A 26,778-nucleotide genomic window follows, 5' to 3' on the forward strand; every position below is an offset into this window, starting at 1 on the left:
TGACGGGCGCGACCGGGGACCCCTCGGTGGCGAGGCGGTCCGCTCGCCGCTCAGCGCAGCCGGCGGATGTCACCGTACGCGCGGTAGTAACCACCGCGGCTGGACTCGCGCACCTCGGTCACCAGGTAGCGGGCGCCCGGCTCGCGGATCCCCTTGGGGAACTGCACCGACCAGTCGCGCCGGTAGCCGTCGGAGAGCACCTGAACCCGCAGCCGCCCCCGATCGTCCAGGCACTGCACGACCACGCCCGCGCCCGAGTCGCTGGTCACCTCGACGATCGTCGGTTGCGCCTGCTGGGGCGCCTGGCGGGGGGCCTTGATGTCGCGTACCTCAGGCACGTTCCCGGCCTGCGCCGCGCGGATCGCCGGCTCGCTCGCGTCGATACAGGCCAGATGGCCGCCGGTGGTCACCACGTAGAGCCGGTCGTCGTGGTACTGCATGGAGTACGCCGAGCCGCAGCCGGTGCCGAGCTTCCACAGCCGGGTGCCCGCCGCGTCGAAGCAGTAGATCGAGGACTGGCTGTCACCGGCGAAGACGAACTCGCCGCCCTCGGCGGTGGCGCAGGAGAAGACCGGGGCGTCGCACAGGTAGGTGCGTTCGGGGCGGCCCGACTTGGACAGCCGCACCACCTGGCGGCTGCTGGTGCCGGCGAACACACTGCCGTGCTCCTGCCAGCCGAAGAGCACCGAACCGGTGGTGGTGTGCCACAGCTCGCTGCCGGTACGCCACTCGTAGCCGGTCACTCCCTGCGAGTGGCCGTGGTAGATGGCGTCGTCGTCGCACCGCACCATCCAGGCCGAACGCCCCCGACCGGGGCGACGCCACAAGAACTCGTCCTCGTGGTCGACGGCGGTGATCCCGCCGTCGGCGTCGGAGACGCCGAGGACGCCGTCGTGGATGTCCAGCCAGTAGATGTCGATCTCCGGCGCGATGGCGTACGCCACCCGGGGCACCTTGCCGGACAGGTCGTAGACGTTGCCGTCGTCGCAGCCGGCGTAGAGCCACGCGTCGTCGGCGACTATGCACTTCACTCCGTCGGGAAGGCGGACCTGGCTGCGCACCTGGGCGTCGTGGTCGAGCGTGGTGATGACCCCGTGCTCGTTGCCGACCATGCAGTGCCGCCCGTCGACGAAGATGCCGAAGGCGGGGGCGCCGGAGTCGTAGCGCCAGAGCACCGGGGCGGTGTGGGCGGTGGAGCGGGTGCTCACGATCTGCCGCCGCGACACTGTGCGCTTCTGGCGGACGCCGGGGACCGCCGGCGCGTAGCCCTTGCGGACCTTCTCACCGATCTTCTTCGCCGCGGCGGCCCGGGCCCGGGTGTTGTCCGGATAGGCAGTGGCCTTGACCTGCCCCTGGTCGCCGATCCGGCCGAAGCGCACAGTCAGCGTGGCGTTGTCGACGATGACCTCGTAGAATTTGTGCGCACCGTCCACTTCGGACAGTTCGAGGTAGGTCGTCTCCTGGGACATGGGGGGCCTCCGAGGGGTCAGCGAGCGGCGCGATCCGGCCGGCGCGGCGACAGTGAGCACACGCTAACGGCGCCCCCCGACAGAATCGGCGTCCGGCCAGCGCAGCGCGTCGTCACGGAGCACCGCGTGCGCGCCGACGCTCTGGTTGACGATCTGCGTCACCCGCACGTCGACAGCGACACTGGCCAGTGCCGCCGCGTCCGGGCGGCTGAGGCCGTGCAGCCGCTGCATCAGTGTCAGCATCGAGTCCAGCGCGGCGAACGTGGCGTCGTCGAGGGAGGCGCCGACGCCCAGGGTCAACCATGCGTCGGAGGTACGGGCCACCGGGCCGGTGACCGGAAAGTCGTCGCGCACGTCGAAGGTCAACGTCACCTCGTCCATCGGACACTCGATCGCGGTGCCGCCGACCTCGCCGTCACCCTGTGCGGCGTGCCCGTCCCCGACCGAGAACAGCGCGTCGTCCACGGGGATCGGCAGCAGGAGGGTGCTGCCGGCGGTGAGGTCCCGACAGTCCAGGTTGCCGCCCCAGGGGCGCGGTGGGGTCGTCGAGTGAAGCCCCGGCTCCGCGGGTGGCATGCCGAGCACTCCCATGAAGGGCCGCAGCGCGATCGTGTGGCCGTGCTGGTTGCGGCCGGTCATCGTCACCGGGTCCAGCGCCCAGGCGTGCACCACCTGTTGATCCTGCACGCCGTAGTGCTGGTTGAACCCACTCGGCCAGCCGCCGGCCACCGTGGTTCCCCAGCGGGCCGGGACGACCTCGTCGATGCGTACCGCGAGGGTCTGGCCGGCGCGCGCACCGCGGACCGCGACCGGACCGACCAGCGCGTGTCCGTGGTCGGGCCGGTGCTGCGCGACCCGGGGCCGGTCCCGGTTCGGCCCGCCCGGGTACGGGCCGGCGGACCACCAGCAGTCCAGGGTGCGATAGGTGACGGTGTCGCCGGGATCGATGGTGAGCACCGGCGGGAGGTCGGGGGAGAAGTGGCCGTGCAGGCTGTCGTCCCCGGGCGTGAGGCTGTGTCGCATCAGTGCAGGCTAGTGGCTGCTGGTCCGCGCGCCGGGTCGCCAGGGTGCGCGGTGGGTGCCGGGCGCACCCACCGCGCACGACTCAACCTGGGCGATGTCAACCCGAGGTGCAGGAGCGAATCTGTGGGCGGGCGCTGCTGTTTCCGTTCGTCATCGTGGTGAAGCCGAAGGTGTTGCCGCTGCCGTTGGACCGCATGGTCATGACGGTGCCACTGCTGTCCCAGGTGGCGGTGCCGTTCCAGATGGTGCTGACCCGTTGCGGCGAGGTGATGGCCACGACCACCGTCCACGTGCTGGCGCCGCTGACCGTCACCGACGTGTTGTACCGGTCGCCCCAGACGTTGGGGGTCGTGGCGGTCGCGGTGCAGGTGCCGCCGGCGGGCGGCGGGGTGGTGGTGGGCGGCGGGGTGGTGCCGTCGGGCGCGACAGCGCGGCCGGTGGACGGCGAGATCATGCCGGGGCACAGGTTGCGGCTGGTCAGGTTGGCCATGATCTGGGGGATGGCGTCGCGGGTGTTCTGGATCCCGTCGTGCATCAGGATGACCTGACCGGCCTGGAGTCGGCTCGCGTTGGCCACGATCTGGCTGACGCTGGCGCCGTTCCAGTCCTGGGAGTCCACGTCCCAGATCACCTGGCGCATGCCCAGCGACGACGCGACGGACTGCAACGTGGAGTTGGTCTCGCCGTACGGCGGCCGGAACAGCACCGGCCGGCTGCCGGTGGCCGACTGGATTGCCGAGCTGGTCTGGGAGAGGTCCGACTGCATCTGAGCCTGGCTCATCGAGGTCATGTGGGCGTGGTTCCAGCTGTGGTTGGCCACCCACATGCCGGCGGCCACCTGTGCCTGCGCCGCCGACCGGTTGTTCTGGACGTTCTGCCCGACGTTGAACATGGTGGCCCGTACGCCGTTGGCGCGCAGCACGTTGAGCAGTGCGCTGGTGCTGCCGGTCGGACCGTCGTCGAAGGTGAGCCCGACGTAGCCGTTGCAGGTGGCGGCGCTCGACGGGGTGGAGGTGGCGGCGAGGACGACGCCGCACATGGCGACGGCGGTGGCGAGGACGGCGAGCGCCGCGCGCAACCGCCTGGACCACAGGGCCGTGCGGGGGAAGAGCCTGCTCATCTGGTGCCCCTTCGCGCAGACCCGGACGTGCCCCTGCGTGCGGGCAGCGCAGTCCGGACAGGTGTGGACAAGTGGGTAGGTGGAGCGGAAACCGCAACGAAGCCGATCGCATTGACCCCAATGGATCGAAGTATTACAGCGAGAATTCCAACGCGTCAACAAGTTCCGGAAAATCCCCGGAACAACGCAGTGGGCTGTTTGGGGGCTGGCCAGGCGCGCCCCGGCTGAACCGACGATTCGTCGAACGAATCGGTTGGTCCGCATGCGACGTGATCCGGAAAGCGGCCGGAAATATCGACCCTGGGCAGCCGGGTCCGCCCGTCGCGCCGGGCGCGGTCCGTCGCCCTGGCCGCAGAGAATAGTAAAGGTTGTGAACAGAAGATGTTACAGTCACTGCTGTCGATATCCATCAGGGTTTCGGCCAGTGAGGTCCCAGGAAGGAGTGATCACATGACGAGACTGCGCGCGCTGGTCGCGCTGGCGGCACTGATCGTCACCGGCGGGCTGGTGGCGGTCATCCCGGCCACTGCCGCGTCGGCGGCGGCCTGCTCGGCATCGTGGCAGGCCTCGGCCGTCTACTGGGGAGACGCCCAGGTCTCCCACAACGGCCGCAACTACCGGGCGAAGTGGTGGACCCAGAACGAGGCGCCGCCGGGCACGACCGGTGTCTGGGAAGATCTCGGCGCGTGCGGCGGGGGCACCACGCCGCCCACCGGAGGGACCTGCTCCTACCCGAACTGGACCGCCGGGACCTGGTACGCCGCCGGGGCGATCGTGCGCTACACCAACGGTTCGTACTACATCGCCGAGCACGACAATCCGGGGTACGACCCCGTCGTCAGCACCTGGTACTGGGAGCCCTACACCTGTGGGGGTCAGCCACCGACGACTCCGCCGCCCACCAACCCCGGCGGCTTCGTGGTCACCGAGGCCCAGTTCAACCAGATGTTCCCGGGTCGCAACTCGTTCTACACGTACTCCGGGCTCGTCGCCGCGCTCAGCGCCTACCCGGCGTTCGCGCGCACCGGCAGTGCCACTGTCCAGCGCCAGGAGGCCGCCGCCTTCCTGGCAAACGTCTACCACGAGACCGGCGGGCTCGTGCACATCGTCGAACAGAACACAGCGAACTACCCGCACTACTGCGACCCCGGCCAGTCGTACGGCTGCCCCGCCGGGCAGGCCGCCTACTACGGGCGGGGGCCGATCCAGCTCAGCTGGAACTTCAACTACAACGCCGCTGGCAACGCCCTCAACCTGCCGCTGTTGACCAACCCGTGGCTGGTGCAGACCGACGCCGCGGTGGCCTGGAAGACCGGTATCTGGTACTGGATGACCCAGAACGGGCCGGGCACCATGACCGCCCACAATGCGATGGTCAACGGCGCCGGGTTCGGTCAGACGATCCGCAGCATCAACGGCTCGATCGAGTGCAACGGCGGAAACCCCGCCCAGGTGCAGAGTCGCGTCACCAGGTACCAGCAGTTCGTCGGCATCCTCGGGGTGTCCGCCGGAGCCAACCTCTACTGCTGATTCGTGGCCGGGCCTCGGCGTACGTCGTCGGACGGCGTCGAGGCCCGGCGCATCGACCGCCGTGGCCCGGTGCGGGCGGCGGCCGTTCGGCGCGATCAACCCGTTGACACGGCAGTGCTGCGCCCGGAACTATCAGCGGCAGTCCACAGGCCCGGCTCCCGTTGCTCACGAAGTCTCATGACAACGATGTCAGGGCTCGACCCACCACCGGCTCCACACTGCCCAGACGTTCGACGTACTCGACCCGGTTCGAGTCGAAAGGCTCCGTCCCTCATGTCGCACACCCCCCTTGCGCGTTCCCTCTCACCCCGCCTGATCGCGGCGACGACAGCCGCCCTGCTACCGCTGGGCCTGCTCGTCGCCGCGCCGCTGGCGAACGCCGCCCCCACCTCCGCCCCACCGGGCAACTTCACCTCCTCGTTCGAGTCCGCCGACCCGCAGCCCGCCACCAGCACAGTGGAGGTCGGCCCGAACGGAAAGCCGCTCCAGGCCAACCTGAGCGGCACCGTCGCCACCCTGCCCGGCAGCCTGCTCGGCCAGGTCAGCGCTGTGACCGCGAGCGCCGAGAACCAGCCGCGAGAGATCGCCGCGAACCTCACTGACGACGATCCGTCGACCAAGTGGCTCGCGTTCGCGTCCAGCGGCTGGGTGACCTACCAGCTCGCCAAGCCGGCGACTGTGGTGCGCTACTCGCTCACCGCGGCCGACGACGCGCCGACCCGCGACCCCAGGGACTTCGTCGTCCAGGGGTCGAACGACGGCAGCACCTGGACCGACCTGGACAAGCGTGCCGGTGAGAAGTTCAGCGGGCGCTTCGCCACCAGGACGTACAGCTTCACCAACCCGAACGCCTACGGCTTCTACCGGCTCAACGTCACCGCGAACTCCGGTGACTCGCTCCTGCAGCTCGCCGACTGGAACATCAGCGACGGCTCGGGCGTCCGCCCGCCGGCCACCCCCATGGTCAGCGAGGCGACCTCCGGTCCGAACGGCGGCTACACCACGAAGCCGGACGTCGGGTTCACCGGACTGGCCGCGCTGCGCTATGCCGGCGGCGCCGAGAACAACGGCCGGTCGTACGCGACGAACAAGCTCTTCGACGTCAGCATCCCGGTCGGGCCGAAGACCCGACTGTCGTACAAGATCTTCCCCGAGTTCACCGGCGGGGACGGCCGGTACCCGTCCACCTACACCGCCGTCGACCTGCACTTCACCGACGGCAGCTACCTGACTGATCGCTCGGCCACCGACCAGCACGGCTACCCGCTCACCGGCGCCGGTCAGGGTGCGGCGAAGGTGCTCTTCGCCGACCAGTGGAACCTGGTGCAGGCCGACCTTGGCGCCGTCGCGCGCGGCAAGACGATCGACCGCATCCTGCTCGCCTACGACAATCCGCAGGCCACCGGCGAGACCCGGTTCCAGGGTTGGCTCGACGACATCGAGCTGACGGCCGCGCCGGCGTCGATCGACGGCTCGAAGCTGACCAACTACGTCGACACCCGACGGGGCACCAACTCGACGGGCGGCTTCTCGCGCGGCAACAACCTGCCGATCACCGCCGTGCCGAACGGGTTCAACTTCCTCACCCCGGTGACCGACGCGACCTCCGACTCGTGGGAGTACGAGTACCACCGGATCAACAACGAGGCCAACCTGCCCATGCTCCAGGGCCTCGCGATCTCCCACGAGCCCAGCCCCTGGATGGGTGACCGCAACCAGATGTCGGTCATGCCGGTCGTCGGTGGCGGGCCGCTCACCGGTCAACCCGCCGGCCGTGCGCTCGCCTTCAGTCACGACGACGAGACGGCGCAGCCGGACCTCTACCGGGTCACGCTTCAGAACGGCCTGGTCGCGGAGATGTCGCCCACCGACCACGCCGGGATCATGCGGTTCACGTTCCCCACCGGGCAGCCGACCGGAAGCCTCGTCTTGCACAACGGCACGTTCACCATCGGCACTGACGGCACGTTCACCGGTTGGGTCGACAACGGCAGCGGCCTGTCCGCCGGTCGTAGCCGGATGTTCGTCTCCGGTGTCTTCGACCGGGCGCCGACGGCGTCCGCCGCTACCTCGGCCACCTTCGACATCTCCGGGTCGCGGGAGGTGACGATGCGTCTCGCCACGTCGTTCCTCTCCGTCGACCAGGCGCGCCGCAACCTCGATCTGGAGGTCACCGGCAAGAGCTTCGACCAGATCCACGCCGCCGCGACGGCCGCGTGGAAGGACCGGCTCGGCCGGGTTGAGCTGCGGGGCGCCTCCGAGTCGCAGCTTGTCACCATGTACTCGAACCTGTACCGGCTGAACCTCTACCCGAACTCGCAGTCGGAGAACACCGGCACCGCCGCCGCGCCGCGCTGGCAGTACGCGAGCCCGGTCTCGGCGCCGACCGGCGCGTCGACCCCCACCCGGACCGGCGCGAAGATCGTCGACGGGCAGATCTACGTCAACAACGGCTTCTGGGACACCTACCGCACCGTGTGGCCCGCCTACGCGCTGCTGTACCCGGACGTCGCCGCCAAGATCTCCGACGGGTTCGTCCAGCACTACCGCGACGGTGGCTGGATCGCCCGCTGGTCGTCCCCCGGCTACGCCGACCTGATGACCGGCACCAGCGCGAACGTGGCGCTGGCCCAGGCGTACCTCACCGGGGTCAAGCTGCCCGACCCGCTCGCGGCCTACGACGCGGCGGTCAAGGACGCGACAGTCGCGTCCGGGCGCAGCGCTGTCGGACGCAAGGGCATCGAGAGCTCCCTGTTCCTCGGCTACACGCCGACGTCCACCGGTGAGTCGGTGTCCTGGGCGTTGGAGGGCTACATCAACGACTTCGGCATCGGCAACATGGGTGCGGCGCTCGCCAAGGACCCGGCCACGCCGAAGTCGGAGCGCGCCCGGCTCACCGAGGAGTCGCGGTACTTCCTGGAGCGGGCCCGCAACTACGTCCACCTCTTCGACCCGAAGACGAAGCTCTTCCAGGGCCGCGACGCCGCCGGCAACTTCCTCGCCGGTGACCCGCTGGACTGGGGTGGCGTCTACACCGAGACCAACGGGTGGAACTTCGCGTTCACCGCCCAGCAGGACGGCCAGGGCCTGATCAACCTGTACGGCGGGCAGAAGGCGCTGCGGGACAAGCTCGACGCGTTCTTCACCACCCCGGAGAACGCTGACCGCCCCGGTGGGTACGGCGGCGTCATCCACGAGATGCTCGAAGCGCGCGCGGTCCGGATGGGTCAGCTCGGCATGAGCAACCAGCCGTCGCACCACATCCCGTACATGTACAACGTCGCCGGCGCGCCGGCCAGGACCCAGGAGACGGTCAGGGAGATCCTGCGGCGTCTCTACGTCGGCAGTGAGATCGGCCAGGGCTACCTGGGCGACGAGGACAACGGCGAGATGTCGTCGTGGTACATCCTCAGCTCGCTGGGCATCTACCCGTTGCAGGCCGGGTCGTCCGAGTGGGCGATCGGCTCGCCGCAGTTCACCAGGATGACAGTGCGCCGCAGCAGCGGCGACATCGTCGTCAACGCGCCGAACAACAGCGCGGCGAACGTCTACGTGCAGGGCGTGACGGTGAACGGCAAGAAGCAGCGCGGCCTGTCACTGGACGTCGCGACGCTCGCCAAGGGCGGCACCATCGACTTCCAGATGGGTCCCCGGCCGTCGTCGTGGGGCAGCGGCAAGAACGACGCGCCGCCGTCGCTGACCACTGGTGACGAGGCGCCGAAGCCGTTGCAGGACGTCACCGGCCCCGGTCTCGGCGCCGCGAGCGCGACCGGCGGTCAGGACGCGTCGAAGCTGTTCGACGACTCGTCGACCACGCAGTTGACCTTCACCTCGGCGACCCCGCAGATCACCTGGGCATTCCGTGGTGGCAAGCAGAAGCCGAAGTACTACACGGTCACGTCCGGGTCCGGTGCCGGCGATCCGGCCGACTGGCGCCTGCAGGGCTCCAACGACGGCCTGACCTGGACCACAGTGGACTCGCGCACCGGCCAGGTGTTCCCGTGGCGCAACCAGACCCGCCCGTACTCGATCGACAAGCCGGGACGGTTCGCCCAGTTCCGCCTCGCCGTCACGAAGACCGTCGGCGCCGCGCAGACCAACCTGGCCGAGGTCGAGTTGCTCGCCGGAGGTGACCTCGACCTCGGCGGCGGCGACATCACCGTCACCGCTGCGGACGGCGTGCCCGCGATGAGCGGCGTACCCGTCTCGGTGCCGTTGGCCACCGTCACCGGTGGGGACGCCAACGGCTACCAGGCCACCATCGACTGGGGTGACGGCACGCCGGTCACCGCGGGCACCGTGACATTGAGCTCGCGGGCCGTCTATCGCATCGCCGGGTCGCACGCCTACACCACTGCCGGCTACCACCAGGCGAACGTCACGGTGACCGACGGCGCAAGCCAGAGCTCCGCGACGGTCGGCGTCGAGGTGGCGTACGCCCCGGCCTCCGGTCTCACCGCCGCGTTCGACAGCGTCTGCGTCGGCGACGAAGGGGCCCTCGCGGCGGACTGCGACGCCAAGTCGTGGGCGTACTCGCGGGCCGCCCTGGCGGCCGGCGGTGTCACCCAGGGCCAGTCGCAGCAGGTTCCCGGGACCGGGCTGCGGTTCACACTGCCGGTGATCCCGGCCGGGCAGCCGGACAACGCCACCGGCAACGGGGCGACAGTGGTCCTCAACCTCCCGGCGGACGCGAAGAGCATCTCGTTCATCGGCGCCGGAACGCAGGGCAACCAGAGCACCACCGGCACTGCGACGTTCAGCGACGGCAGCACGGCCAGCATCCCGATCCAGATGAGCGACTGGACGCTGGGCGGCAACGCCAACGGCACCCCGTCCTACGGCAACGTCATCGTCGCCCGGACGGCGTACCGGTTGCAGGGCACCAGCCGCGACGGTGCCCAGCCGTTCCTCTTCGCCACCGCGCCGTACCAGATCCCGGCGGGTAAGACGCTGGCGTCGGTGACCCTGCCGACGCAGAGCGGTGACCCTCGCTCGGCGGGCCGCATCCACGTGTTCGCCGTGGCCAACGACGGAACGCCCGCCCCGGCGCTGGCGACAACCGTCCCGAAGAACCAGACGGCCACCGCCGGGCAGGCCCTCGCGGCGAACCTCGGTGCGGTGACCGGCGGCGTTCCCGCTACGACGGGCTACCGCGCCCGCGTCCAGTGGGGTGACGGCACGGTTCCGGACGACGTGACGATCGGCGAGTCCGGCGCGATGAGCGGCCGGCACACCTACCCACGGGAGGGCACCTACACGGTGCGCGTCACCGCGTGGGACACGCTGTCGAGCAGCACCGGGTCCTTCACGGTGACTGTGGCTCGGGGCGGATCGCAGCCGGCGATCGCGCTGTCCGCGTCCGGTGCCGTCACCACCGGTGACGCGATCACCGTCAACGGCAGCGGCTTCGCGGCCGGCGAGCAGGTGACAGTCAGCGTCGGCACCGACCCGGGCCGGAGCATGAAGGTCGCCGCCTCGTCGACGGGGACGGTCCGCGCCTCGGTGCCGACCTCCGGTGACGCGCAACCCGGCCGGTACGCCGTCACCGCGACGGGCGCGTCCTCGCGTACCCCGGCCACGGCCACCGTCCAGGTGACCGGAGAGCCGGAGGCGCGAACCTACCGGCCGCGGGTGGCGCTGTTGACCACCTCGGGCCCGCGTGGCACGTCGATCATGCTCGACGGTTCCGGGTTCGCGCCGAACGAGGTGGTAACGATCGCCTTCGGGACCGGACTGGCGGTCAGCACCGTGCGCGCGAACGGTGACGGCGTCATCTCCGGCGCGACGGTCAGCGTCCCGGGGGCGGCGAAGGCGGGCGCGACCAGCGTCACGCTGAACGGCGCCACGTCGGCGACGAAGGTGTCCCGACCGTTCACCGTCACCGGCTAGCACCGAGCCGGGACAACGCAACAGCGTGGGGCGGGCCGTGATCACGGCCCGCCCCACGCGCGTGTCGCGCACCCCACTGTTAGCGTCGTCCGCCATGGCCGATCACGCGCTGCTCGCGTCGGGGCGCGACGCCGACGTCTACGCGCTCGACGGGTCGCGGGTGCTGCGCCGCTACCGCCAGGGCGGGGACAGCACGCCCGAGGCGGCGTTGATGGCGTACGTCGCGGCGGCCGGCTACCCGGTGCCAGTGGTGCACGACGCCCAGGGGCCCGACCTGGTGCTCGAACGACTCGACGGCGAGACTCTCCTGGCGTCGATGCTCGCCGGGCGCACCGGCATCGGCGCGGCGGCCGAGCTCCTTGTGGGCCTGCACGACCGCCTCCACGCAGTGCCGGCCCGGTTCAGTGCCGACCCCACGGTGCGCGTCCTGCACCTCGACCTGCATCCACAGAACGTCATGGTGACCTCGCGCGGGCCGGTGGTCATCGATTGGCGTAACGCGAGCGAGGGGCCGGCCGATCTGGACGTGGCCATGACCGCTCTCATCCTCGCCGAGGTGGCGGTCAGCCCGGACCCGCAGCTCGCTGATCTTGCCCGGAACGGCCTCAATGCCTTTCAGCGGCGTGCCGAGCCGCCCCGGGCCAGTCAACTACGGCATGCCGTGGGCCTGCGCCGGGTCGACCCCGCGCTGTCCGCCGTCGAGAAGTCCGCGGTGGGTCGCGCCGCCGCCCTGGTCCACACCCGCGGCGGCTGACCGGCCGTGGTGGCGCTGGCGGCCCCGAGCGGCGTTCGCCGGGTCTCGGGGTCCGGCTCTCGGCCGGGCTCAAGAAGGCGGCAGTAGCGCGTCGACCAGGTCGCGCAGCGGCCCGACCAGGTCCTGTTCGGTGGCAGAACTCAGCGGTTCCAGCCGGATCGACGATCGCAGCACCGCGACGCCGATGCCGGCGGCGAGGACCATCTGGGCGCGGAGCAGAAGCTGTTCGCTGCCCGCTTCGCCGGGACGCCATCCGCGAGCCGCCGCCAGTTGTTCGCTGGAACGGATCAGGACGCCGCGTCGGATCTCGTCGGCCACCGCGTCCCCGGATGAACGCAACAGCAGTGACAGTTGGCTCGACAGGCCGGCCGCGCCGAGGTCGGCGATGTGCCCGGCGATGGCCTCGGGCACCCGGTCGGACGGCGTCTGACCTGTCGTTCGGCGCAGTTCGTCGCCCGCGGCTCGCAGGCACGCCTCGAACAGGCCCTCCTTCGAGGTGAAGTAGCGGCTGATCAGCGCCACGTTGACGCCGGCGTCGTCGGCGATGTCCCGGACCGTGGTGGCCGCGTAGCCGTCCCTGGCGAAGCGCTGGCGGGCGGCGTCGAGCAGCAGTTGTCGCGTCTCGGCCGCGTCCCGACGGCGACGCTGGGCCGGTTCGCCGTGGGTGTTACCGGTCGCGGGGACAGGCGGTTCGGCTGTCACGACGCGTCCTTCCTTCGCTCTGGCGCGGTGGCGGTGGTGTCGGCGTTCAGGCCGGCGGCCGGGACGTTGCGGGGCGACAGTGGTGCCCCTCAAGCCACAAGTAAACATATGTTGACTTGTCGGCGGGCGCAAGCTCCAGCCCGGCCGGGGGTGACGTAAACGACTGTTGACATGTTCTTCCGGCTGCGCATACTGGCTAAGTCAGCAAACGTTTACATCTAGTTCGGGGATTTCATGACCCACACGATCGAGGAGCCGACAGACCTCGGCTCCGCGTCCGGCGACACCCCGCGCGCCAACAGCACCCTCCTGGTGCTGTACCTGTCGCTGGGCGGCCTGGCGTTCGCGGTGCTCCAGTCGCTGGTGGCGCCCGCGCTGTCGACCATCGGAAGGGACCTGGGCGTCTCGACCGGAGACATCAGTTGGGTGCTCACGGCGTACCTGTTGGCAGCCTCGGTGCTGACGCCCATTCTCGGACGTCTCGGTGACATGGTCGGCAAGCGTCGCGTCCTCATCGGCGTCCTCGCGGCCCTCGCCGCTGGCACACTGCTCGCCGCCCTGGCCCCCAACCTGACCGTGCTGATCGTCGCGCGGGCGCTACAGGGAGCCGCCGGAGCGATCCTGCCGCTGTCGATCGGCATCGTCCGCGACCAACTGCCGCGGGAGAAGGTCGGCGTCACGGTCGGCCTGCTGTCGGCGATCTTCGGGGTCGGCGCCGGCGTCGGTATCGTGGCCGCGGGCCCGATCGTGGAGCACCTGTCGTGGCACTGGCTGTTCTGGCTGCCGCTGGTCCTCGTCGTCGTCGCGCTGCTCGGGACCATCTTCGGGATGCCCGAGTCGCGGGTCCGCACGCCCGGACGGCTCGACATGCTCGGCGCGACCATCCTGTCGGTTTCGCTGGTCTCGCTGCTGCTGGCCGTGAGCAAGGGGCAGGGCTGGGGCTGGACCGAGCCGAAGACCATCGGCCTGTTCCTGCTCGGCGTGGTGGCGATGGTGGTGTTCGTCCGGGTCGAGCTACGGGTACGCGAGCCGCTCATCGACATGCGCCTGATGCGAATTCGCGGTGTCTGGGCCACCGACCTCGTCGCCCTGATCCTCGGTTTCGCGATGTTCGGGACATTCGTGCTGGTACCGACCCTGCTGCAACTTCCCGCCGCCACCGGGTACGGGTTCGGCAAGACGGTGTCCCAGGCGGGCCTGTTCCTGCTGCCCACCGTCCTGATGATGGTGGTCTTCGGTCCCCTCGCGGGCCTGCTGGACCGTCGCTTCGGTCCCAAGGTTCCGATGTTCCTCGGCACTGTCGCTGTCGTCGTCGCGTTCGCGCTTCCGGCGTTCGCGCACGGCGCGACCTGGCAGGTGCTGCTCTCCGGGGTGCTCACCGGCGCCGGCATCGGCCTGGCGTTCGCGGCGATGTCCAACGCCATCATCGAGAGCGTCCCGGCCGGGCAGACCGGAGAGGCGAGCGGCGTCAACACCATCGCCCGCACCATCGGCAGCAGCATCGGCGCGGCGGTCGTGGCAGCGGTCATCACCTCGAACAGCACCCCCACGGGGCTGCCCACCGACGTGGCGTTCACCGCCGGGTTCTGGGTGTGCGCGGGCGTCGCGGTGCTGGCCGTCTTCGCGGCACTCGCCCTGCCCTCGGCGCGTCGCCGTCACGAACAGGCGGTCGCCGCCGGCGTTGACGACCTTCCGCCCGAGCCGGTCGAGCTGCACCTGCCCCACCGGCACCACTGAGCAGGCGGCTGACAGTCGCCGAGCGAGCGCAGGCCGTGTCCACTCTGGTGGGTGCGGCCTGCGCCGTCTGGTGCGATCTCAGGCTGCTCGCGGCGCACCGAGCCGGAGCTGCCAGCGCGTGCCCTGGCTGGTGAGCCGGACGACAGCCAACGGCTCCACGTCCACCTGCCGGTACGTCGCCACCGGGAGTCCGAGGGCGTGCACCACAGCGACCCGGATCACCAGTGGGTGGGTGACAGCGATGACTCGTCCGCCGGCTGCGTGCTGCTCGTCCAGCCAGCTGCCGACCCGGTCCCGCACGGCCGTGACGGACTCACCGCCGTGCGGGGCGGAGTCCGGGGCGGACAGCCAGTCGTGCAGCGCCTGCGGCTGCGATTCAGCGATCTCCTCAAGCGACCGCCCGGACCAGTTCCCGTAGTCACAGTCGGCCAACGCGGTCTCGATCGTCGGCACCAGGCCGAAGGCGTCGGCGGTCTGTCGGGCGGCCACCGCGGGGCTGGCCAGGCACGTGGCGTTCATGCCGAGGGCCCCGCGCCGGTCTGCACCCGAGCGGGCCTGGGCGAGTGCGGCGCGCAGGCCACCCTCGTCCAGCCCGACGTCGGCGCCGCCGAAGCGGGCACGGCGCAGCGCGGCGGTGTGACCGTGCGCGACCAGCCGAAGGCTGGTGCCGGTCACGTGCTCGGCAGTGCGGTGCCGGCCCGGCGACGCCGCTCCTGGTGCATCAGGGCCGCGAACAGCAGGCCGATGCCGGTCCAGAGCACGACCTGGGTGCCGAGCGAGGCCAGTCGGAAATTCCACAGCAGGGTCGCCGGGAAGTCCGCCGGAACCTCCTGGAAGGACGGCATCACCACGTACGACACTGCCGTTACCAGCAGGAACCCGCCCACGGCCGCAGCGGCACGCAGCCACGTCGGTGCCTGGGCGCCGACCGACCGGTAGCCCAGCGAACCGGCCCACACGGCCACCAGCCCGAGCACCACCATCAACAGGTAGGTGACCGTCCGTTGGTTGATGGTGGCCGGGTCGCCGACCGCCGGCGGGTTCGCCGGGTACTTGAGGAACGGCACGATCACCGCGCCGAGCAGCGCCGCGCCGGCCAGCAGCAGACCCGACCGCCCGTCGTCGTCGCCGCGCCGCCGCCGGGACAGCAGGACGTACGCCGTGGCCAGCAGGCCACCCATCGCGGCCCCGAACAGGCCGGTGGCCAGGAACAGACCGCCGCGCTGACCCGTCCGGCCGACCAGGGCGTCCTCGTGGTCGTGGGCGCCAGCGGCGGGCTCGGCGTGCGTCGACGCCTCCTCGATGGCGATGGCCGCCTCGACGTGCGGTTCGCCAGCCACGTACGCGAACACTCCGGCGAGCAGGCCGGCGATCAGGCCGGCCAGCAGCCCGCGAACGAGGACGGCGACGAACGGGGGAGTGGTGGTGGTGTTCAGTGGCACGGGACGCCCAGCAGGTGCCTGCCGTCGTGCATCAGCTCGTGCAGGTACATCCCGCTGCGCGACACCGCCCCCTGGTCGAAGGCGACGAGGTACGCCAGGAGGGTGAGCACGGCAACGGTCGCGAGAACCGTCCACAGCAGACGAGCGCTGCCAACGGGGTGCACCACCGGCTGGCTGGAAGCGGAGCTTGACATGAATACACGAACCTCCCCAGGGATGACGCGTCCCCATCGCAAGGCTGCGGACGACCGAGCGTCCTGGCTCGCGGCCCCCGGTTGGGTGGGAACCGCTCACAGTGGCGCGACCGCGCCGGAATCACACCGGCTTCCCTCGCGTCGCCGCAGATAGTGGGTCGACGGTATCGGTGCCGCCGCAGCCGGGTCAACCCGAACTTCGCTCGCCCGTCCGGTGTCCGCATACCGGGACGTCAGCGAGGAGGACCAGCCGCAGTTGCCGGCGGATTCGTCAGACCAAAAGGCGACACTGCCCCAAGGCGGTGGTGGGGCGCGTTCCGGTACTCAACAACTGTCTGTTACCGCTAACATGGTCAACCTGCCAGATCGACTCTGTGGCTCCGGGCTGACCCGGAGGGCTCGATCAGCGGCTGGGCGGGGTGTGGGGTGGACGAGAACGCGCCAGGACGAGTCCGGTGACGACCGGCGAGGTCGCGCGCCGACCGGGCATCGTCGACGCGCACCATCACCTCTGGGTCCGGGCACGGCACCCACAGCCCTGGGTCGATCCGTACACAATGGCCGCGATCGACGACGACTTCACGCCGGTCGAGCTCGCCCCGGCGACCCGGGCCGCCGGTGTCACCCAGACCGTTGTCGTCCAGTCCGTCGCCGTTCGGTCCGAGACGCCCGAGCTGCTCGGCATCGCGGCCGACGACCCGCTCGTCGGCGGGGTGGTCGGCTGGGTCGACCTCACCGCCGCCGATGTCGACCGCCGCCTGGCCCGACTACGGAGAGCGCGCGGCGGCGAACGGCTGGTTGGCATCCGGCACCTGGTCCAGTCCGAACCCGACCCGACCTATCTCGACCGTCCCGACGTGCGGCACGGCATCGCCACGGTCGGTGCCGCCGGCCTCGCCTTCGACCTTCTGGTGGGCCCTCGTCAGCTACCGGCGGCGGCTCGGCTCGTCCGCGACCTGCCCCAGGTGCGGTTCGTCCTGGACCACCTCGGCAAGCCCCCGCTCGGGCGCGCCGATCTCGCTGACTGGCAGCGCGACCTGCGGGCGCTCGCGGCCGAGCCCAACACGACGGCGAAGCTCTCCGGTCTGGTGACCGAGGTGGACGGGGGGTCCTGGACGACAGCTCACCTGCGGCCCGCGGTCGAGCACGCCCTCGACGTGTTCGGGCCGGATCGGCTGATGTTCGGCTCGGACTGGCCGGTGTGCCTGCTCGCCACTTCTTACACGGGCTGGGTCGCCGCCCTGGGTGACCTGCTGGATGCGCTGTCCGACGACGAGCGGGCCGCGATCTGGCGCGGGACCGCCGGCCGGGTCTACCGGCTGGCCCCATCCTGAGACGGCAGCGTCGTCCGAGCTGGGGACATAGTGTGTTATCGATAACATGCTTGCGGTGGCAGTCGATGTCGATTTGGTCGGACGTATGCCTTCGGTGGCGCAGGTAACGATGGCAAAACATGCCCGCAAGACCTTGGCAACATACGTGAATGCGTGGCAAGGTAACGCCTGATCGTGGGAAACATCCGACCTATCTCCAGCGGATGTGCGGGCACCTAGCCGCACCGCCGTCCGGACGGGATCGGTCGCTCACAGGCGTTCGGCTCGTCGGCGGGTCCCCGCCGGACGCCGACGCCACGCTTGGGGAGGTCAGGTCCGACGATGAGTAGCGCCGAGGCAACCGCCGGCACGCAGCGCGGCGAACTCAGCGACTGGTTCCGGGAACGGATCTCCCACGCCGTCTCCGAGTTCACCGCCGCGACCGCACTGGTCGTCCTGTTCATCGCCTTGACCTTCGCGAGTCCCTACTTCCTGACGGCGGACAACCTCTTCAACATCGGGGCCCAGACGGCGGTGATCGCCATCATCGCCACGGCCCAGACGATGGTCATCATCACGAAGGGCATCGACCTGTCGGTGGGGTCGGTCGCCGCGCTCGCCGGCGTGCTGGGCGCGATGGTCGTGCGCGACCTCGGCTTCTCGCTCTGGGCGGCGACGGCGGTCGCGATCGGCGTCGGCGCGCTGGCCGGGCTGTTGAACGGGCTGCTGGTCACTGTGGCCCGGATTCCGCCGTTCATCGCGACGTTGGGGACGATGTCAGTGGGCCGCGGCCTGGTCTTCATCATCACCGGAGCGGTCGGCGTCTACGGCCTGCCCCGGTCCTTCCAACTGCTCGGCAACGGGCAGATCCTCGGCATTCCGTTCGCCGTGGTGATCACCGTCCTGGTCGCCGTCGGGGTCGCCTTCCTGCTCTCCCAGACCCGCTTCGGTCAGTACACCTACGCGATGGGCTCCAATCTGGAGGCGGCCCGCCGCTCCGGCATCCGGGTCGGGCGGCACCTGACCGGGGTGTACGTGCTGGCCGGCGTGCTGGTCGGGCTGGGCGGCATGATCGCCGCCTCCCGGGTCAACTCCGGTCAGCCCAACTACGGCATCTCGCTGGAGCTCGACGTCATCGCCGCCGCGGTCATCGGCGGAGCCAGCCTGTTCGGCGGGCAGGGCCGGATCGTCGGAACCATCATCGGCGCGTTCCTCATCGCCCTGGTCCGCAACGGCGCCGTCCTGCTCGACATCAGTATCCACTACCAGCAGGTGATCGTCGGCGTGATCATCTGGGCCGCCGTCTACTTCGACCAGTACCGCCGCCGGCGGCTGGAATCACGGGGTTGACATGCCATTCCGAGAGTCCGAACGAGGAAGGACACACACCATGGCACACACCACCACCAGCCGGCGGACGCGAGGCCGACTCCTGCGCGCGCAGGCGATCCTGGCCGCCGCGGCGGCGACCGCCCTGCTCAGCGCCTGCGGCGGGGTCGAGGTCCGCGACGGCGGCGGCGACGGCGCGACCACTGACGCGAGCGGCCCGTTGAAGCTCGCCGTCGTGCCGAAGGCGGTCGGGGCCGACTACTGGAACACGGTCAAGGCGGGCGCGGAGTGCGCCGCGCAGCGCGCGGGGGACGTCACCGTCCAGTGGGACGGGGTGACCACCGAGACCGACGTCGAGGGCCAGGTCAACCTGATCCAGAACTTCGTCACCAAGAAGGTCGACGGCATCGTCTACGCGGCGACCGACTCCAGCGCGCTGGCGCCGGCCACCGACAAGGCGCTCAGCGCCAACATCCCGGTCGCCATGATCGACTCTGGCACCAGCCCGCAGCCGTCGAACGTGCCCCTCTTCGCCACCGACAACCGGGCGTCGGCGACCGAGGCGGCGAAGCTGCTCGCCACCGAACTCGGCCCCGGCAACCACGAGGTGGCGCTGGTCGAGTTCCAGCCCGGATCGCAGACCAACACCGAGCGGGTCGACGGCTTCAAGGCCGGCCTGGCCCAGTACCCCAACCTGAAGCTGGTCGGCCAGCAGCCGAGCAAGAGCGACGTCAACGAGGCGCGACGGGTCACCGAGAACATCCTCACCGCCAACCCCAACCTGAAGGGTGTCTTCGCGGCCAACGAGCCGAGCGTGCTCGGTGCCGCGCAGGCCATCCAGGCCGCGGGCAAGTCCGGCAAGGTGGTCATCATCGGCTGGGACGCCGCCCCGGACGAGATCGCCGGGGTACGCAATGGCCAGATCTCGGCGCTGGTCGTGCAGAACCCGTTCAAGATGGGCTACTTCGGCGTCGACAAGATGGTCAAGCACCTCCGGGACAAGGCGCCACTGGCGTCGGCCGACACCGGCGTCACGTTCGTCACCAAGGAGAACATCGACTCGGCGGAGATCAAGGCGGTGCTCGAGCCCAGCTGCGCCAACCCGCCGGTGCAGTGATGGGCGTGAACCCCACGGCCACCGCGACCAGCGACCCGCAACCCACCGACGCGGAGCCGCCGGTCCTCGAAGCCCGCGGCGTCGTCAAGCGGTTCGGGCACGTCGAGGCGTTGCGTGGCGCCGACTTCACGGTCCGCCGAGGTGAGGTCGTCGCGCTGATCGGTGACAACGGCGCCGGCAAGAGCACCCTGATCAAAACCCTGTCCGGTGTGCACCCGCCCGACGAGGGTGAGATCCGGGTGGGCGGCCGCCCGGTCCAGTTCTCCACTCCGGTCGATGCCCGACGGGCCGGGGTGGAGACGGTCTACCAGGATCTCGCCGTCGCCGACGACCTCAGCGTGGCCGCCAACCTGTATCTCGGCCGGGAGATCCTCCGCTCCGGGCCACTCGGCCGGCTCGGGCTCTTGGACAAGCGCGCCATGCGCCAGGGCGCCGCCGCCGCCCTCGACGAACTCGGCGTACGGATCCCCCGGGTCACCACCCCGATCGCGATGCTCTCCGGCGGGCAGCGGCAGTGCGTGGCGGTGGCCCGCGCCATCATCTGGGCGACCAACGTGGTCATCCTCGACGAGCCCACCGCAGCCCTGGGGGTGGTCCAGACCGGGCGGGTGCTCGACGTCGTGCGGCGGGCCCGTGACGCCGGCATGTCGGTGGTGCTGGTGAGCCACAACATGCCGCAGGTGCTCGAGATCGCCGACCGGGTCGAGGTCCTGCGCCTCGGTCGGCGCGCTGCCCAACTCCGCGCCGACGAGGTCACCACCGACGATCTGGTCGCGGCGATGACCGGCAGCACCAACGTGGACCGGGACGAGCGGTGACCGCTGTCGTCCAGCGGGGTGCGCGCGACCCCGCCCGTTCGGCGGCCCGCAGCGGCGTTGGGCCACCGCTGCGGCTGAGCCCACTGGGTTTCGGCGCCTCCCAGGGCGGCAATCTCTACCGGGCGACGTCGGAGGAGCAGTTCGCCGCCGCCGTGGACACCGCGTGGGCAGGCGGCATCCGATACTTCGACACGGCGCCGCACTACGGGCTGGGCCTGTCCGAACGGCGCCTGGGCGGGGCCCTGCGCTCCCGTCCGCGCGGCGAGTACGTGGTGTCGACGAAGGTCGGCCGGCTGCTCGTGCCGTCACCGGAGACGGCACACCGGCGGGATCCGGAGGGGTTCGACGTTCCCGCCGACCATCGCCGGGTCTGGGACTTCAGCCGCGACGGCGTACGCCGTTCGCTGGAGGCGAGCCTTCGGCGCACCGGCCTGGACCGGATCGACGTGGTGTACCTGCACGATCCGGACGAGCATTGGGAGCAGGCCGCGCGCGAGGCGATCCCGGCGTTGGTGGAGCTGCGGGAACAGGGCGTGATCGGCGCCGTCGGGGCGGGGATGAACCAGTCCGCGATGCTGGCCCGCTTCGTGGCGGAGACCGACGTGGACGTGGTGATGTGCGCCGGCCGGTACACACTGCTGGAGCAGGGCGCGCTGACCGACCTGCTACCCGTCGCGCAGGCCCGCCACGTCGGTGTGGTGGTCGCCGGTGTCTACAACTCCGGGCTGCTGGCCCGGGACGTTCCGCCGTCCGACGCCGTCTACGACTACCAGCAGGCGCCGGCGGAGGTGATCGATCAGGCCCGCCGGATAGCGCGGGTCTGCCGGATGTACGGCGTCACGCTGCCCCAGGCGGCGTTGGCGTTCGTCCGTCGTCACCCGGCCGTGGTCTCGACGGTCGTCGGCATGCGTGACGAGGCCCAGGTGACCGAGACCCTGCGTCGAACTCGTGTCGACGTCCCGGATCAGCTCTGGACGGCGTTGTACGACGAGGGGCTGCTCGACGTGCAGTCGTGAGGGTCGGCGGTTACGACCGGGCCGTCTCGACGCCGGCGTCAGCGTCCTCGGGTAACCCCTGCAACGACTCCTCCACACCGATGAGGTGGTTCGCCATCCGGGTGCGGGCCCGCTCCGGGTCGCGCGCCACGAGGGCCTTCAGGATCGCCACGTGTTCGTGGTGGGTGCGCAGGTCCGCGCCCTCTTCGTGCAGACTCCGCCAGAGCCGGCCCCGGATGGTGCGCCCGGCGAAGGCTTCGATCAGGCCGACGAGCACCGGGTTCTCGGCGTGCACCGCGATGATCCGGTGGAAGGCGATGTCGATCTCCATGATCCGCTCGTGGTCCGGCGGTGACTGGCCGATCAACCGGGCTGCCTCTTCGAGCAGGTCACCCGCCTGGGCCAGGGCCTCGTCGGTGATCCTGGTCGCCGCCAGGCAGGCGGCCTCGCACTCCAGCAGCCGGCGAACGGTGTGGATGTGCCGGGGGTCGCCCTGGCCCTGGAAGTCCACGACGAAACCCATCGGGGCCAGCAGTTGTGGCGCGTCGAGGTTGGTGACGTAGGTGCCGTCGCCCTGGCGGATGTTGACGATGCCCAGGATCGACAGGGCCGACATGCCCTCGCGCAGGGACCCCCGCGATACTCCGAGCTGCTCGGCGAGGTCCTTCTCGATGGGCAACCGGTCCCCGGGCCTGAACTGCCCTTCGAGGATCATCCGCTTGATGCCGTTGACCACTTCGTCAGTGCGAGACATGATCCCCCTAACGGCCGGTGGGGGTGGCCTTCCCACCCGCGATCACGTACGCCGCCTCCGGAGATGACACGGTAGTCGGGTCTGTCGCCGCCCAGTAGTGGCCGTCGGGAAAGCGGTAGAGCGCCACCGACTCCTGACGCATCCGGGTGGAGTAGCCGGGCTGGCTGGGAAGGACGTATCCGCTGCCCGTGCCGGTGTCCCGGATGATGCAGGGATCGGTGAAGTGCTCGTGCAGGTGGTCGACGAACTCGGTGACCCGGTTGGTGAGGTCCCCCGAGATCGCGACGTAGTCGAGCACCGACACGTGCTGGACCATCTCGCACAGCCCGACACCGCCGGCGTGCGGGCACACCGGGACGTCGAACTTCGCGGCGAGCAGCAGCACGGCGACGATCTCGTTGATGCTGGCCAACCGGCCGGTGTCCAGTTGGCAGAAGTCGATGGCCTCGGCCTGGAACAGCTGCTTGAACATCACCCGGTTGTGGCAGTGTTCGCCGGTGGCGACGCCGATCGGAGCGACGGCGCGGCGGACGGCCGCGTGGCCCAGGATGTCGTCGGGGCTGGTCGGCTCCTCGATCCACAGTGGTTTGAACTGGGCGAGGGCGGTGACCCAGTCGATGGCCTGACCGACGTCCCACACCTGGTTGGCGTCGATCATCAGGTTGCGATCCGGCCCGAGGATCTCCCTCGCGATCGCGCATCGCCTGATGTCGTCGTCGAGGTTGGCGCCCACCTTGAGCTTGACGTAGCCGTAGCCGGTGTCCACCGCCTCCTGGCACAGCCGGCGCAGCTTGTCGTCGCCGTAGCCGAGCCAACCCGCCGAGGTGGTGTAGGCGGGGTAGCCGGTCCGGTCGAGCTCGGCGAGGCGGGCCGCCTTCGTGCCCTCCTTGGCCCGCAGGATGGCCAGTGCCTCGTCCCGGGTCAGCGCGTCGGACAGGTAGCGCAGGTCCGCGATGTCGACGAGTTGCTCGGGGGACATGTCGACGAGCAGCCGCCACAGCGGCTTGTCGGCGACCCGGGCGACCAGGTCCCACGACGCGTTCAACACGGCCGCCAGGGACAGGTGGACGACACCCTTCTCCGGCCCGAGCCAACGCAGTTGCGAGTCGGAGGTGAGGAGGCGGTAGACCGCGCCCATGTCCGCTGCCATCGTCCCCACGTCCAGGCCCACCAGAAGCTGTGCCTGGTGGACTGCCGCCGCCGCGACGATGTCGTTGCCTCGACCGATGGTGAACGTCAGGCCGTGCCCCGCCAGTGGCGCGCCCACGCCGTCGACGCCGTCGGTGTGCAGGACGACGTAGGCCGCCGAATAGTCGCCGTCCTTGTTCATGGCGTCTGACCCGTCAGCGGTCAGGGAGGTGGGGAAGCGGACGTCTTCGACGGTGACGGCAGTGATCTGCGGCATGCGTTCCTCGCCCGGCTAGGCTAAAGATCAGATGATCACAGGGAGTATACGGAGCGGCGCTCCAGCACGTCAACGATGTCGATCACCGTGGGGCCGCAGACGTATGATGTTTGCCTCGCCGGGTCGATCCGCCTCACTGTCCATCGTGCCCGTTGACGGGCGAAGGTGGCGGGGTGGCGAGCCCGTGAAGATCGGGCGTTCGCCCCACCCCAAGGCATTGACAGTGGCATATGGGTCCGGTCTGCGGCACCGTGGCCTCGATACGCCACATCCCTGTCGACTGTCGACACCGGCGCGCAGGGCCCCGTCCCCGGTGCCTGGCGTCGGTCGACGGGATGTTGTCGGCCGGGGTGGTGACGGTGGTCACCGAGTCGGCCACCGACACGCCCGAGACCGACATGTGGGGTGTGACAACGGCTGCGTCCCTATATATGGTGTCGAGCGCAGCTGGTTCGGCCGCTCATCCGGGGCGGTCGAGGCAACAGGGAACCCGGTGGAAATCCGGGACTGTCCCGCAGCGGTGAGTGGGAACGACCGCCGTCATCAGCACTGGGCCACCAATCGGCCTGGGAAGCGACGGCCAGTAGGAGACCGGCGAGCCCGGTCGTGCCCGCGAGTCCGAAGACCTGCCAGCGCGCCGCGTACCCGCATCCGGGTGACGCGGCGGTCCGAGGCCGCGTGGGACGGCTGACGCCACCTGACCCACGCCGGGCTGGCGTGGCGTCCGTCGGTGTCTGTCTCCTCGCGTCCGGGCCACCAGGTCTCGAACTCCGAGGAGCGAGTGGTGACAGTCACCGAGGTAGTCCCGGCCAGCGGCGACGCGACAGTGCGGCGCACGCCGATGCAGGTCCGCAAGCGCGACGGCGGCACCGAACCCGTGGACGTGAACAAGATCGTCCGGGCGATCGAGCGGTGGGCCGACGACCTGACCGACGTCGACCCGATGCGGGTGGCCACCCGCACCATCAGCGGGCTCTACGACGGCGCGACCACCGCCGAACTGGACCGGCTGTCCATCCAGACCGCCGCCGAGATGATCGGTGAGGAGCCGCAGTACTCGCGCCTCGCCGCGCGGTTGCTGGCCGGCTACGTCGACAAGGAGGTGTGTCGACAGGGCATCACCTCGTTCAGCGCGGCGATCAGGATCGGCCACGCCGAGGGTCTGATCGGTGACGACACCGCCGCGTTCGTCGCCGCACACGCCGCGACCCTCGACCACGCCATCGACCCCGACGGCGACCGCCGGTTCGAGTACTTCGGCCTGCGCACCGTGTACGACCGCTACCTGCTGCGCCACCCCATCAGCCGACTGGTGCTGGAGACCCCGCAGTACTGGTTGCTGCGGGTGGCCTGCGGCCTGTCCCGGACGGCGGACGAGGCGGTCGACTTCTACCGGCTGATGTCCAGCCTGGCCTACCTGCCCAGCTCACCGACCCTGTTCAACTCCGGCACCCGGCACACCCAGATGTCCTCCTGCTACCTGGTCGACTCCCCGCTCGACGAGCTGGACTCGATCTACCAGCGGTACGCCCAGGTCGCCAACCTGTCCAAGTTCGCCGGTGGCATCGGCATCGCGTACTCCCGGGTCCGCTCCCGGGGAGCGCTGATCCGGGGCACGAACGGGCAGTCCAACGGCATCGTGCCGTGGCTGCGCACGCTGGACGCGAGCGTCGCCGCTGTGAACCAGGGTGGCCGACGCAAGGGCGCGGCCTGCGTCTATCTGGAGCCGTGGCACCCGGACATCGAGGAGTTCCTGCAACTGCGGGACAACACCGGCGAGGACGCCCGACGCACCCACAACCTCAACCTGGCCAACTGGATCCCGGACGAGTTCATGCGGCGGGTCGAGGCCGACGAGCCGTGGTCGCTGTTCGACCCGCACGAGGTGCCCGAGCTGCCCGACCTGTGGGGCGAGCGGTTCGACGCCGCGTACCGCCAGGCCGAGGCGCGGGGTCTCTACGTGCGGCAGGTCCCGGCACGGGAGCTGTACGGGAAGATGATGCGGACCCTCGCCCAGACCGGCAACGGCTGGATGACCTTCAAGGACGCCGCCAACCGGCTCTGCAACCAGACCGCCGAGCCGGGCAACGTGGTGCACCTGTCGAACCTCTGCACCGAGATCGTCGAGGTGTCCAGTGACACCGAGACCGCCGTGTGCAACCTCGGCTCGGTGAACCTCGCCGCCCACCTCACCGCCGGCGGCATCGACTGGGAGCGGCTGCGCGCCACGGTGCGCACCGCGGTGACCTTCCTCGACCGGGTCATCGACATCAACTACTACCCGACCGCGCAGGCGGCGGCGAGCAACCCCCGCTGGCGGCCGGTCGGACTCGGGCTGATGGGCCTACAGGACGTCTTCTTCGCGCTGCGGCTGCCGTTCGACGCGCCGGCCGCCCGGGAGCTGTCCACCCGGATCAGCGAGGAGCTGTACCTGACCGCGCTGGAGACCTCGGCCGACCTGGCGCGCGACTTCGGCGCGCATCCGGCGTACCCGCAGACCCGGGCCGCGCGCGGCCAGCTCCAGCCCGACCTGTGGGGTGTCGAGGGTACGCAGACCGCGCGGTGGGACGCGTTGCGCGAGCGGGTCGAGGCGTACGGGCTGCGCAACTCGCTGCTGGTGGCGGTCGCGCCGACGGCCACCATCGCCTCGATCGCCGGGTGCTACGAGTGCATCGAGCCGCAGGTGTCCAACCTGTTCAAGCGCGAGACCCTGTCGGGGGAGTTCCTCCAGGTCAACACCGCTCTGGTACGCGAGCTGAAGGCCCGCGGTCTGTGGACCGAGCGGATCCGCTCGGCGATCAAACGGGCGGAGGGGTCGGTGCAGGAGATCGCCGAGCTGCCGGCCGCCGTACGGGAGCTGTTCCGCACCGCGTGGGAGCTGCCGCAGCGGGCGCTGATCGACCTGGCCGCCGCCCGCGCCCCGTTCATCGACCAGTCCCAGTCGCTGAACCTGTTCCTGGCCGCGCCGACGATCGGCAAGCTCTCCTCGATGTACCTCTACGCCTGGAAGGCCGGGCTGAAGACCACCTACTACCTGCGCTCGCGCCCCGCGACGCGGATCCAGCAGGCCACCGTCAGCGCTGTCGCGCCGGTCGTCGTCGACACGGAGGCGCTGGCCTGCTCGCTGGAGAACCCCGAGTCGTGCGAGGCCTGCCAGTGACCACCGTCGAAGCCGCCATCACCGACC

19 protein-coding genes and 2 riboswitches are annotated in these 26,778 nt (G+C 70.3%); of the genes, 10 read left to right on the top strand and 9 right to left on the bottom strand.

Annotation, left to right across the window (positions count from 1 at the left end; genetic code table 11):
• Positions 1 to 50: 50 nt before the first annotated feature.
• From AB0B94_RS13630 to AB0B94_RS13640, 3 genes are all read right to left on the bottom strand, one after another.
• Entirely contained in the window at positions 51 to 1,469 is a 1,419-nt protein-coding gene (locus AB0B94_RS13630; RefSeq protein ID WP_357276314.1) for a PQQ-binding-like beta-propeller repeat protein, read from the bottom strand.
• A gap of 63 nt (positions 1,470 to 1,532) precedes the next feature.
• The gene (locus AB0B94_RS13635; protein WP_357276319.1) at positions 1,533 to 2,492 is read right to left on the bottom strand and encodes an acetamidase/formamidase family protein; all 960 of its coding nucleotides are present in this window, start codon (positions 2,490 to 2,492) and stop codon (positions 1,533 to 1,535) included.
• Between the two features lie 97 nt (positions 2,493 to 2,589).
• Positions 2,590 to 3,612, bottom strand: coding sequence for a polysaccharide deacetylase family protein (locus AB0B94_RS13640; protein WP_357276328.1), 1,023 nt, complete (start codon positions 3,610 to 3,612; stop codon positions 2,590 to 2,592).
• 450 nt (positions 3,613 to 4,062) lie between these two features.
• On the opposite strand from AB0B94_RS13640, the gene AB0B94_RS13645 reads away from it, so the two are divergent.
• The 3 genes from AB0B94_RS13645 to AB0B94_RS13655 all read left to right on the top strand — a co-directional run bounded on the left by AB0B94_RS13645 (position 4,063) and on the right by AB0B94_RS13655 (position 11,785).
• The gene (locus AB0B94_RS13645) at positions 4,063 to 5,142 is read left to right on the top strand and encodes a glycoside hydrolase family 19 protein (protein WP_357276333.1); all 1,080 of its coding nucleotides are present in this window, start codon (positions 4,063 to 4,065) and stop codon (positions 5,140 to 5,142) included.
• A 273-nt stretch (positions 5,143 to 5,415) separates the two neighbouring features.
• Positions 5,416 to 11,031 carry a GH92 family glycosyl hydrolase gene (locus AB0B94_RS13650; RefSeq protein ID WP_357276341.1) on the top strand — a complete coding sequence of 1,872 codons (5,616 nt, stop codon included), beginning with the start codon at positions 5,416 to 5,418 and terminating at the stop codon, positions 11,029 to 11,031.
• Positions 11,032 to 11,125: 94 nt separating this feature from the next.
• Complete coding sequence (locus AB0B94_RS13655) at positions 11,126 to 11,785, top strand: phosphotransferase (protein WP_357276347.1); 660 nt, start codon at positions 11,126 to 11,128, stop codon at positions 11,783 to 11,785.
• A 69-nt stretch (positions 11,786 to 11,854) separates the two neighbouring features.
• On the opposite strand, the gene AB0B94_RS13660 is transcribed toward AB0B94_RS13655, so the two are convergent.
• Positions 11,855 to 12,487 (bottom strand): TetR family transcriptional regulator, encoded by a 633-nt coding sequence (locus tag AB0B94_RS13660; protein WP_357276351.1) that lies wholly within the window; start codon positions 12,485 to 12,487, stop codon positions 11,855 to 11,857.
• 234 nt (positions 12,488 to 12,721) lie between these two features.
• Here AB0B94_RS13660 and AB0B94_RS13665 point away from each other — a divergent pair, with 234 nt between their 5' ends.
• Entirely contained in the window at positions 12,722 to 14,224 is a 1,503-nt protein-coding gene (locus AB0B94_RS13665; protein ID WP_357276360.1) for an MFS transporter, read from the top strand.
• Positions 14,225 to 14,302: 78 nt separating this feature from the next.
• On the opposite strand, the gene AB0B94_RS13670 is transcribed toward AB0B94_RS13665, so the two are convergent.
• The 3 genes from AB0B94_RS13670 to AB0B94_RS13680 are packed head-to-tail and all read right to left on the bottom strand — an operon-like array spanning position 14,303 to position 15,860.
• Positions 14,303 to 14,899 (bottom strand): histidine phosphatase family protein, encoded by a 597-nt coding sequence (locus AB0B94_RS13670; protein WP_357276367.1) that lies wholly within the window; start codon positions 14,897 to 14,899, stop codon positions 14,303 to 14,305.
• Positions 14,896 to 15,666 carry a CbtA family protein gene (locus tag AB0B94_RS13675; RefSeq protein ID WP_357276372.1) on the bottom strand — a complete coding sequence of 257 codons (771 nt, stop codon included), beginning with the start codon at positions 15,664 to 15,666 and terminating at the stop codon, positions 14,896 to 14,898. Before AB0B94_RS13675 ends, AB0B94_RS13670 begins: the two co-directional genes overlap by 4 nt.
• Entirely contained in the window at positions 15,657 to 15,860 is a 204-nt protein-coding gene (locus tag AB0B94_RS13680; RefSeq protein ID WP_238668435.1) for a CbtB domain-containing protein, read from the bottom strand. Before AB0B94_RS13680 ends, AB0B94_RS13675 begins: the two co-directional genes overlap by 10 nt.
• Before the next feature lie 58 nt (positions 15,861 to 15,918).
• Positions 15,919 to 15,995: riboswitch (cobalamin riboswitch) on the bottom strand.
• Between the two features lie 320 nt (positions 15,996 to 16,315).
• Here AB0B94_RS13680 and AB0B94_RS13685 point away from each other — a divergent pair.
• From AB0B94_RS13685 to AB0B94_RS13705, 5 genes are all read left to right on the top strand, one after another.
• Complete coding sequence (locus tag AB0B94_RS13685; protein WP_357276379.1) at positions 16,316 to 17,194, top strand: amidohydrolase family protein; 879 nt, start codon at positions 16,316 to 16,318, stop codon at positions 17,192 to 17,194.
• 321 nt (positions 17,195 to 17,515) lie between these two features.
• Positions 17,516 to 18,523 carry an ABC transporter permease gene (locus AB0B94_RS13690; protein ID WP_091406814.1) on the top strand — a complete coding sequence of 336 codons (1,008 nt, stop codon included), beginning with the start codon at positions 17,516 to 17,518 and terminating at the stop codon, positions 18,521 to 18,523.
• Between the two features lie 40 nt (positions 18,524 to 18,563).
• Positions 18,564 to 19,619, top strand: coding sequence for an ABC transporter substrate-binding protein (locus AB0B94_RS13695; protein WP_357276386.1), 1,056 nt, complete (start codon positions 18,564 to 18,566; stop codon positions 19,617 to 19,619).
• The gene (locus AB0B94_RS13700; RefSeq protein ID WP_357276390.1) at positions 19,619 to 20,437 is read left to right on the top strand and encodes an ATP-binding cassette domain-containing protein; all 819 of its coding nucleotides are present in this window, start codon (positions 19,619 to 19,621) and stop codon (positions 20,435 to 20,437) included. The genes AB0B94_RS13695 and AB0B94_RS13700 overlap by 1 nt, the downstream gene beginning before the upstream one ends.
• On the top strand, positions 20,434 to 21,453 hold the full coding sequence (locus AB0B94_RS13705) for an aldo/keto reductase (RefSeq protein WP_357276395.1): 1,020 nt from the start codon (positions 20,434 to 20,436) through the stop codon (positions 21,451 to 21,453). The genes AB0B94_RS13700 and AB0B94_RS13705 overlap by 4 nt, the downstream gene beginning before the upstream one ends.
• 10 nt (positions 21,454 to 21,463) lie before the next feature.
• On the opposite strand, the gene AB0B94_RS13710 is transcribed toward AB0B94_RS13705, so the two are convergent.
• Together AB0B94_RS13710 and AB0B94_RS13715 are read right to left on the bottom strand one after the other, a co-directional pair.
• Complete coding sequence (locus AB0B94_RS13710; protein ID WP_357276400.1) at positions 21,464 to 22,186, bottom strand: FadR/GntR family transcriptional regulator; 723 nt, start codon at positions 22,184 to 22,186, stop codon at positions 21,464 to 21,466.
• 7 nt (positions 22,187 to 22,193) lie between these two features.
• The gene (locus tag AB0B94_RS13715; protein WP_357276405.1) at positions 22,194 to 23,591 is read right to left on the bottom strand and encodes an enolase C-terminal domain-like protein; all 1,398 of its coding nucleotides are present in this window, start codon (positions 23,589 to 23,591) and stop codon (positions 22,194 to 22,196) included.
• 431 nt (positions 23,592 to 24,022) lie between these two features.
• Positions 24,023 to 24,240, top strand: a riboswitch (cobalamin riboswitch).
• A gap of 192 nt (positions 24,241 to 24,432) precedes the next feature.
• Between AB0B94_RS13715 and AB0B94_RS13720 the strand changes: the two genes are divergently transcribed.
• The gene (locus tag AB0B94_RS13720) at positions 24,433 to 26,751 is read left to right on the top strand and encodes a ribonucleoside-diphosphate reductase subunit alpha (protein WP_357276769.1); all 2,319 of its coding nucleotides are present in this window, start codon (positions 24,433 to 24,435) and stop codon (positions 26,749 to 26,751) included.
• Positions 26,752 to 26,778: the final 27 nt, after the last annotated feature.

The sequence above is a fragment of the Micromonospora sp. NPDC048986 genome (genome assembly GCF_040649335.1).
GTDB classification, from domain to species: domain Bacteria; phylum Actinomycetota; class Actinomycetes; order Mycobacteriales; family Micromonosporaceae; genus Micromonospora; species Micromonospora alfalfae.